Consider the following 7,577-nt stretch of genomic DNA (forward strand, 5'->3'; position numbering starts at 1 on the left):
GCCCCGGCCCGCCGCGCCCCAGCCGGCCCCGCAGGCGCCGCCGGACCCGCGCGCCGACCTCGCCTACGGCGCCTATCAGCGCGGGCTCTACATCGAGGCCTTCACCCTCGCCAAGGCGCGCGCGGAAGGCCCGCGGCTGAACGCCCCCGCCATGACGCTGCTGGGCGAACTCCACGCCAAGGGCCAGGGCGTGCCCCGCGACATGAAGGCGGCGGTGGGCTGGTACGAGCGCGCGTCCGATCTCGGCGACCGGCAGGCCATGCTGGAGCTTGGGCTGCTCAAGCTGCGCGGCGAGGACGGCGTGGAGCGCGACCCGAAGGGCGCGGTGGAGCTGTTTCAGGCCGCGGGCGAGCTGAACCAGCCGGCCGCGCTCTACAATCTGGCGCTGCTGAAGCTGCAGGGCGAAACGGTGCCCGAGGACCCCAAGGGCGCCGCCGCCGACCTGCGCGCGGCGGCGAAGCTCGGCGAGCCGGACGCCCAATACGCCTACGCCGTGCTTCTGAAGGAGGGCCGCGGCGTCGAGGCCGATCTCGACCAGTCGGTGGCCTGGCTCGCCCGCGCCGCGGCGCAGGATCAGCCGGCGGCGCTGGTGGAGTACGGCATCGCCCTGTTCAACGGCAAAGGCGCGCCCAAGGACGAGGACGAGGCCGCGCGCCTGTTCCGCCGCGCCGCCGACCGGGGCAACGCCATCGGCCAGAACCGGCTCGCCCGGCTCTACGCCCATGGCCGGGGCGTGGCCCGCGACCCCGTGCGCGCCGCCGCATGGCACCGTATGGCCGCGGCGCAGGGGCTGGTGGACACCTGGCTCGAAGGCTTCGTGCAGACCCTGTCGGAGGCCGACCGCAAGGCCGCGGACGCGCTCTACGCCAAATGGAGCACGGGTTTCGGGCCGGAATTCGTCGACGCGCCGGCCGCTTCCGCCCCGCAGGCCGCCGGGAAACCTTGACGTCCGGCGGCTCCGGGGGCAAACGAGCGCACCCGCTTAATCAAAGCCAGATCCCACGAACGCCGCGCCGCGGAGCGTCGGCTCCCGCGCGAGAGACAGACCGATGAAGATCAACGGCAACCAGATCACTCCCGGCATGGTCATCGAGCACCAGGGCGGCCTCTGGGCCGCGGTGAAGACCAACGCCGTGAAGCCCGGCAAGGGCGGCGCCTTCAATCAGGTGGAGATGAAGAACCTGATCGACGGCCGCAAGCTCAACGAGCGCTTCCGCGCCGACGAGACCGTGGAGCGCGTGCGTCTGGAGCAGAAGGACTTCCAGTTCCTTTACGCCGAGGGCGACGATCTGGTGTTCATGGACACCGATTCCTACGAGCAGCTCACCCTCGCCTCCGACTTCGTGGGCGAGCGCGCCGCGTTCCTGCAGGACGGCATGACCGTGACCGTGGAGATGCACGAAGAGCGGCCGATCGGCATCAAGCTGCCGGATCAGGTGGTGCTCGAGATCGTGGAGGCCGATCCGGTCGTGAAGGGCCAGACCGCCGCCTCGTCCTACAAGCCCGCCAAGCTCGAGAACGGCCTGCGCGTGCTGGTGCCGCCCTTCATCGCGTCCGGCGAGCGCATCGTGGTCGACACCAACGAAGTCACCTACCTCCGCCGCGCGGACTGAGCGGGCGGCCGGTCCGGGCCGATTCCGGACCAGCCACGCCGTCATGCCCGCGCCTGTCGCGGGCATCCACGCCTTCGGGACCGCGCGCGACGCCTCACCCGGCGGGATCCGAACGCCCGCCGCCACCTCGCGTTTTCCCGCACGAACCCGAAAGCTGACGCTCCCATGGCCCGCTCCCCCGTCCTCAACGTCATGGTCCAGGCCGTCATGAAGGCCGGCCGCGGCATGCGCCGCGACTTCGGCGAGGTGGAGAACCTGCAGGTCTCCGCCAAGGGGCCGGGCGATTTCGTCACCGCCGCCGACCGCAAGGCCGAGGAGACGCTGTTCCAGGAGCTGTCGCGGGTCCGCCCCGGCTACGGCTTCCTGATGGAGGAGCGCGGCGTGGTCGAGGGCACCGATCCCGACCACCGCTGGATCGTCGATCCGCTCGACGGCACAACCAACTTCCTGCACGGCATTCCCATGTTCGCCATCTCCGTCGGGCTGGAGCGGGCCGGGCAGCTGGTGGCGGGCGTGATCTTCAACCCCGTGACCGATGAACTCTACACCGCCGAGCGCGGCGGCGGCGCCTTCCTCAACGACCGCCGCCTGCGTGTGTCGGGCCGGCGCGACATCGTGGACGGGGTGATCGCCTGCGGCGTGCCCCATCTCGGCCGCCCGCGGCACGACCTGTTCCGGGAGGAGCTGTCGCGGGTGCAGGGCCGCGTCGCCGGCGTCCGCCGCTTCGGCGCCGCCTCGCTCGACCTCGCCTATGTGGCCTCCGGCCGGCTCGACGGCTTCTGGGAGCGCGACCTGAAGCCGTGGGACATCGCCGCCGGCCTGCTGCTGGTGAAGGAAGCCGGCGGCTTCGCCACCGACGCCGAAGGCCAGGACGCCGCCCTCGCCCGCGGCTCCGTGGTCGCCGGCAACGAACAGATCCACGGCCAGCTGCTGAAGCTCGTCAAGGGCTGACGCGCCGGGCCCGGCGTATCAGACTGCGCCCTCTCTTCCTTGTCCCGGCCCCCGAGCCGGGACCCAGATACGCCGACGCCTCAGAATCGAGCAGTTCGGCCGTCGCGGTGAGTTCTGAAAGCTCAGAGTTTCTGGGTCCCGGCTCAAGGCCGGGACAAGAGGGCGTGGCGCTTCCGCATGCAATCCGGCTCGGCCAGCCCCGTCGCAGTCGCCATCAGCCGCGCCCCCCTCTTCCTTGTCCCAGCCCCCGAGCCGGGACCCAGATACGCCGACGCCTCAGAACTGAGCGGTTCGGCTGTCGCAGCACGTTCTGGAAGCTCAGAGTCTCTGGGTCCCGGCTCAAGGCCGGGACGAGGCGGCGCGGCGCTCTACGAACCGCGTTCTCCACGCCTCACCGTCGCCCATCCCCGAAACCCGCGTTTCACATGGCTTTTACGGCGGCGCGGGCGTGCATTATGGTCGCCGGACCTGAAGCCGCCGCAACCCGAGCGCCCTTGTCGATGTCCCTGTCCGAACTCGACCCCTACAAGCTGTCGTCGCCGCGGGTGTTCCTGCTGCGCATGGTGATCTTCCTCGCGCTGGCGGGCTTCGCGGCCCTGATGCTGCACGAGCAGATCTCCCGGGCGTTCTTCGCCAACGCCGGGCTCAACGGCCTCATCTTCGCGGTGCTGTTCATCGGCATCCTGCTGGCCTTCCGGCAGGTGGTGCGGCTGTTTCCCGAGGTGCGCTGGGTGAACGGCTTCCGCATGTCGGAGCCGGGGCTGGCGCTGCGCGACCAGCCGAGGCTGCTCGCCCCCATGGCGTCGCTGCTGGGGGATCGTGTCGGCCACAAGCCCATCGGCCCGGCGCTGATGCGCTCGATCCTCGATTCCATCGGCACCCGCCTCGACGAGGCGCGGGAGATCGGCCGCTACCTCACCGGCCTGCTGGTGTTCCTCGGCCTGCTCGGAACCTTCTGGGGCCTGCTGGAGACGGTGGGCTCGATCTCCAACGTCATCTCCTCGCTCGGCGGCGGCGGCGCGCAGGACACCGGCGTGCTGTTCGAGGAGCTGAAGACCGGCCTCGCCGGCCCGCTGTCCGGCATGGGCACCTCGTTCTCGGCCTCGCTGTTCGGCCTCGCCGGCTCGCTGATCCTCGGCTTCCTCGACCTGCAGGCCGGGCAGGCCCAGAACCGGTTCCACAACGAGCTGGAGGACTGGCTGGCCGCCGCTGTCGCCATGGCGGATTCCGGCGATCCCGCCGCCCCGCTCGCCGGCCCCCTGCCCGCCGCCGGACCGGAGATGGCCGCCGCGCTCGACCGCCTGAACCGCACCCTTGGCGAGTCTGGCTCCGGCTCCGGCAAAGCGGCGGCGCAGGCCACCGCGCATCTTGCGGAAGGCATCCAGGGCCTCGTCAAGCACATGCGCTCCGAGCAGCAGATGATCCGCGACTGGGTGGAGGCGCAATCCGCCCAGCAGGAGCAGATCCGGACCCTGCTGGAGAAGCTGCTGGCCGAGCGCGGACCCGCCGGCTCGTGAGCGCGGAGGCGCGTCGATGGCCCTGAGCTCCCGCCGCCGGTACCAGCCGGTCGATTACTGGCCGGGCTTCGTGGACGCGCTGTCCACGCTGCTGCTGGTGATCGTGTTCCTGCTCACCGTGTTCATGGTGGCGCAGTTCCTGCTCGGCCGCGAGGTGGCGGGCAAGGACGACGCCCTGTCGCGGCTGAACGCCCAGATTTCTGAGCTGACCGAGCTGCTGGCGCTGGAGCGCGCCACGGGCCGCACCACGCGCGACCAGATGTCGTCGCTCAGCGCCAGCCTCGCCGCCGCCGAGAGCGAGCGGGACCGCCTGCGCGACGCCGCCCGGTCCGGCGACGCCCGCGCCGCCGAGGCCGGCGGGCAGGTGAGCGAGCTGCAGGGGGCGCTGTCGCGGGAGCGCGACCTCTCCGCCCAGGCCCGCAGCCAGGTGGAGCTTCTGAACCAGCAGATTTCCGCGCTGCGCCGCCAGATCGCCGCGCTCGAAGACGCGCTGAACGCCTCCGAGAAGCGCGACCGGGAGAGCCAGGCCAAGATCGCCGATCTCGGCTCAAGACTGAACGTGGCGCTGGCCCAGCGGGTGCAGGAGCTGACCCGCTACCGCTCCGACTTCTTCGGCCGCCTGCGCCAGATCCTCGCCGACCGGCCGGACGTGCGGGTGGTGGGCGACCGTTTCGTGTTCCAGTCCGAGGTGCTGTTCGGCGTCGGGCAGGCGGAGCTGAGCGAGGCGGCCCGGCCCGATCTCGACAAGGTGGCGACGGCGCTCGTGGAGCTGACCCGCGACATCCCCTCCGACATCGGCTGGGTGATGCGGGTGGACGGCCACACCGACAACCGCCCCACCCGCGGCGCCTACCGCTCCAACTGGGACCTCTCCGCCGCCCGCGCCATCGCGGTGGTGCAGTATTTCGTCTCCCGCGGCGTGCCGCCCGAGCGCCTGCTCGCCGCCGGCTTCGGCGAGTTCCAGCCGCTGGACGCCGCCACCACCGAAGACGCCTACCGCCGCAACCGCCGCATCGAGCTGAAGCTGACGGAGCGGTAGGGGCGCGGCGGGTGGACCCCGCCCGCGAAGCCTCCGCCACTTCCGCCCGACGCGCTAATCCGCACAGAGCGAAGTCCCCCTCCCCCTTGCGGGGAGGGAGGAGCGCTCGCCTTGTGAGCGGTCAGGATTTTGAGAGCGGCGAAGACTTCGCCCCCTACTACTCCGCCGCCTGGGCGTCGGCGTAGCCGAGGCGTTCGTTGAGCTGGGCGATCAGGCCCTTGGCTGCCTCGGCCACCACGGTGCCGGGCGGGAAGATGGCGGAGGCGCCGAACTCGCGCAGCGCGGGATAGTCCACCGGCGGGATGACGCCGCCGACCACGATCATGATGTCCTCGCGGCCCTCCGCCTTCAGCGCGTCGCGCAGCGCGGGCACCAGCGTGAGGTGGCCGGCCGTCAGCGACGAGATGCCGACGATGTGGACGTCGTTCTCGATCGCCTGCCGGGCGCATTCCTCCGGCGTCGCGAACAGCGGGCCGATGTCCACGTCGAAGCCGAGATCGGCGAAGGCCGAGGCGATGATCTTCTGGCCGCGGTCGTGGCCGTCCTGGCCGACCTTCGCGACCAGGATGCGCGGCCGGCGGCCATCCGCCCGCTCGAAGCCGGCGACCAGCGTCTGCACCTCTTCGATCGCGCCCATGTTGCGGGCCTCCCGCTTGTAGACGCCGGAAATGGAGCGGATCTCCGCCTTGTGGCGGCCGAACACCTTCTCCATGGCGATGGTGATCTCGCCCACCGTCGCCTTGGCGCGGGCGGCGTCGATGGAGAGCGCCAGCAGATTGCCGTTCCCGCGCGCGCCGTTCTCGAGCGCGGTCAGCGCCGCCTCCACCGCCTTCGGGTCGCGCTCGGCGCGCAGGCGCTCCAGCTTGGCGCCCTGCGCCGCGCGCACCTCGGCGTTCTTGATCTGGCGGACGTCCAGCGTCTCGTTCTTCAGCACCTTGTAGGCGTTGACGCCGACCACCGTCTGCTCGCGGCTGTCGATGCGGGCCTGGGTGGTGGCCGCCGCCTCCTCGATGCGGAGCTTCGGCACGCCGGCCTCGATCGCCTTGGCCATGCCGCCCAGCCGGTCGATCTCGGCGATGTGGACCAGCGCCTTGGCGGCGAGGTCGTGGGTCAGGCGCTCCACATAGGCCGAGCCGCCCCACGGGTCGATGAAGCGGGTGGTGCCGCTCTCCATCTGCAGCACGAGCTGGGTGTTGCGGGCGATGCGGGCCGAGAAGTCGGTCGGCAGCGCCAGCGCCTCGTCGAAGGAGTTGGTGTGCAGCGACTGGGTGCCGCCCTGGGTCGCGGCGATCGCCTCCAGCGTGGTGCGGGTGACGTTGTTGTAGACGTCCTGCGCGGTCAGCGACCAGCCGCTGGTCTGGCAGTGGGTGCGCAAAGGCAGCGACTTCGGGCTCTTGGCGCCGAGATCGGTCATGAGCTTCGTCCAGATCAGGCGCGCGGCCCGCATCTTGGCGATCTCCATGAACACGTTCATGCCGATCGCCCAGAAGAACGACAGGCGCGGCGCGAACTTGTCGATGTCGAGGCCCGCGGCGACGCCGGCGCGCACATATTCCGCGCCGTCCGCCAGCGTGTAGCCGAGCTCCAGATCGGCGGTCGCCCCCGCCTCCTGCATGTGGTAGCCGGAAATCGAGATCGAGTTGAACTTCGGCATATGCTGGGACGTATGCGCGAAGATGTCCGAAATGATCCGCATCGAGGGCTGGGGCGGATAGATGTAGGTGTTGCGGACCATGAACTCCTTCAGAATGTCGTTCTGAATCGTCCCGGCCAGCTTGTCCTGCCCCACCCCCTGCTCTTCCGCCGCCACCACGAACAGCGCCAGCACGGGCAGAACCGCGCCGTTCATCGTCATGGAGACGGTCATCTTGTCGAGCGGGATGCCGTCGAACAGCGTCCGCATGTCGTAGATCGAGTCGATCGCGACGCCCGCCATGCCGACGTCGCCGGTCACGCGCGGGTGGTCGCTGTCGTAGCCGCGATGGGTGGCGAGGTCGAACGCGACCGACAGGCCCATCTGGCCCGCGGCGAGGTTCGCCCGGTAGAAGGCGTTGGAGTCCTCGGCCGTGGAGAAGCCGGCGTATTGCCGGATGGTCCAGGGCTGGGCGGCGTACATGGTCGGGTACGGGCCACGGATGAAGGGCGCGAGCCCGGGCCAGGTGTCGAGGCCCGACACGCCGGCGAGGTCGGCCTCGCCATAGACCGGCTTCACGTCGATGCCTTCCGGCGTGGTCCAGGGCTCGGCGCCCGACGCAGGCGGCGCGAGGTCCGGCCGGCGCCAGGCGACGTCGGCGAAATCGGGCAGACGGGCGGTCATCGGTCGCCTCCGGCGGAGGCGGCGGCCTCCTTCAGAATGGTCAGCATGTCGTCTCCGGCGGCGACGAAGCGGGCGACGCCCGCCGCCGCCAGCGCCGCGCGGCCCTCCTTCGGGCGCCCGGCGAGCCACACGGCCGCGCC

General features: G+C 71.0%; 6 protein-coding genes. 5 read left to right on the plus strand and 1 reads right to left on the minus strand.

The features are described from left to right. The 5 genes from ACFQ4O_RS13070 to ACFQ4O_RS13090 all read left to right on the plus strand — a co-directional run. Positions 1–946: tetratricopeptide repeat protein (locus tag ACFQ4O_RS13070; protein WP_378776134.1), on the plus strand; the 946-nt coding region annotated here is incomplete at its 5' end. A 103-nt stretch (positions 947–1,049) separates the two neighbouring features. Continuing rightward, entirely contained in the window at positions 1,050–1,613 is a 564-nt protein-coding gene (efp, locus tag ACFQ4O_RS13075; protein WP_378776135.1) for an elongation factor P, read from the plus strand. A gap of 165 nt (positions 1,614–1,778) precedes the next feature. Next, positions 1,779–2,564, plus strand: coding sequence for an inositol monophosphatase family protein (locus tag ACFQ4O_RS13080; protein WP_378776136.1), 786 nt, complete (start codon positions 1,779–1,781; stop codon positions 2,562–2,564). A 500-nt stretch (positions 2,565–3,064) separates the two neighbouring features. Then, on the plus strand, positions 3,065–4,081 hold the full coding sequence (locus ACFQ4O_RS13085) for a flagellar motor protein MotA (RefSeq protein ID WP_378776137.1): 1,017 nt from the start codon (positions 3,065–3,067) through the stop codon (positions 4,079–4,081). Positions 4,082–4,097: 16 nt separating this feature from the next. Next, entirely contained in the window at positions 4,098–5,120 is a 1,023-nt protein-coding gene (locus tag ACFQ4O_RS13090) for a peptidoglycan -binding protein (protein WP_378776138.1), read from the plus strand. A 157-nt stretch (positions 5,121–5,277) separates the two neighbouring features. Here the strand turns inward: ACFQ4O_RS13090 and scpA are convergent, their stop codons facing one another. Further along, positions 5,278–7,437, minus strand: a complete 2,160-nt coding sequence (gene scpA / locus ACFQ4O_RS13095; protein WP_378776139.1) for a methylmalonyl-CoA mutase — start codon at positions 7,435–7,437, stop codon at positions 5,278–5,280. Positions 7,438–7,577 lie beyond the last annotated feature (140 nt).

Source organism: Methylopila musalis, from assembly GCF_042679725.1.
Classification (GTDB): domain Bacteria; phylum Pseudomonadota; class Alphaproteobacteria; order Rhizobiales; family Methylopilaceae; genus Methylopila; species Methylopila musalis.

What these genes read in the sequence shown, in the direction of transcription:
- ACFQ4O_RS13085 (WP_378776137.1), top strand. Translation starts at nt 3,065, where the DNA reads ATGTCCCTGTCCGAACTCGACCCCTACAAGCTGTCGTCGCCGCGGGTG.
- scpA (WP_378776139.1), bottom strand. Translation starts at nt 7,437, where the DNA reads ATGACCGCCCGTCTGCCCGATTTCGCCGACGTCGCCTGGCGCCGGCCG.
- ACFQ4O_RS13090 (WP_378776138.1), top strand. Translation starts at nt 4,098, where the DNA reads ATGGCCCTGAGCTCCCGCCGCCGGTACCAGCCGGTCGATTACTGGCCG.
- efp (WP_378776135.1), top strand. Translation starts at nt 1,050, where the DNA reads ATGAAGATCAACGGCAACCAGATCACTCCCGGCATGGTCATCGAGCAC.
- ACFQ4O_RS13080 (WP_378776136.1), top strand. Translation starts at nt 1,779, where the DNA reads ATGGCCCGCTCCCCCGTCCTCAACGTCATGGTCCAGGCCGTCATGAAG.